The 1,075-nt window shown below is 78.0% G+C and carries 3 protein-coding genes; all 3 read left to right on the forward strand.

Features of this window, described 5'->3' with window-relative positions; all coding sequences use genetic code 11:
- Positions 1-310 (forward strand): SDR family oxidoreductase (locus AB0O00_RS41140; RefSeq protein WP_363659762.1); only part of this gene is annotated, 310 nt, incomplete at its 5' end.
- Between the two features lie 88 nt (positions 311-398).
- Positions 399-785 (forward strand): MaoC family dehydratase N-terminal domain-containing protein, encoded by a 387-nt coding sequence (locus AB0O00_RS41145; RefSeq protein WP_363659763.1) that lies wholly within the window; start codon positions 399-401, stop codon positions 783-785.
- Positions 782-1,075 (forward strand): AMP-binding protein (locus AB0O00_RS41150; RefSeq protein ID WP_363659764.1); only part of this gene is annotated, 294 nt, incomplete at its 3' end. The genes AB0O00_RS41145 and AB0O00_RS41150, both read left to right, overlap by 4 nt.

The following is a 1,075-nucleotide window of genomic DNA, read 5'->3' on the forward strand; positions in this document are numbered from 1 at the left end:
CGACTGGATGGGCGTGGCCAAGGCCGCCCTGGAGGCCACCGGCCGCTACCTCGCCCGCGACCGCGGCCCGGCCGCCGTCCGGGTCAACCTCGTCGCCGCCGGACCGCTGCGCACCACCGCCGCCCGCGCCATCGGCGAGGGCGGCGACGAGTTCGAGGCCCACTGGGCGAAGACGGCGCCGCTCGGCTGGGACGCGACCGACACCGAGCCCGTCGCCCGCGCCTGCGTCGCGCTGATGTCCGACTGGTTCCCCGCCACCACCGGCGAGATCGTCCACGTCGACGGCGGCCACCACATGGTCGGCGCCTGACGTGCCCCCGGTGGATCCGGCCGGGCCCGCGTCCGCCGAACCGCCACCCGCCGAACCGTCATCCGTCTGCCCGGTGACGGTCGGCCCGGTGACGGTGGGACGCGAACAGATCCGCCGCTTCGCCGCCGCCGTCGGCGAGCGCGCCGCGTGCTGCCACGACGTGGCCGCCGCCCGCGCCGCGGGCCACCCGGACCTCCTCGCCCCGCCCACCTTCCTCGTCACGCTCGCCGCCCCGGCTGAGGACGCCCTCCTCTCCCGCCTCGGCATCGCCACCGACGGCCTCCTCCACCGCGCGCAGCACTTCCGCCACCACCGCCCGGTGCACGCCGGCGACGTCCTGCACGCCACCGCCCGGCTCCTCGGGAGCGGGCGCGCCCTGGAGCTGGAGACCGTCCTCACCACCGGCGACGCCACCCCGGTGAGCACCGTCCGCTCCACCCTGCTCCGCCCCAGCCCAGGAGGCACCCGTCCATGACCCGCACCCCCGTCCTCACCGACGCGTCCGCCGCCCTCACCGGCGACGCGCTCACCGGTCGCGTCCTCGCCGCCGCCCGCGCCCTGCGCGAGCGCGGCCTCGCCCCCGGCGACCGGGTCCTCGTCCAGGGCGACAACTCCGTCGCGTACGTCATCGCGCTGCTCGCCCTCATGCACCTCGACGCCTCCCTCGTCCCCCTCGACCACCGCGACTCCCCCGCGGGCAGCGAGGCCGCCGCCGAACAGGCCGCCGTGCGCTGGCTGCTGGGCGACGGGAGCCCGGTGCCGTAC

The sequence above is a fragment of the Kitasatospora sp. NPDC093558 genome (assembly GCF_040683475.1).
Lineage (GTDB): Bacteria > Actinomycetota > Actinomycetes > Streptomycetales > Streptomycetaceae > Kitasatospora.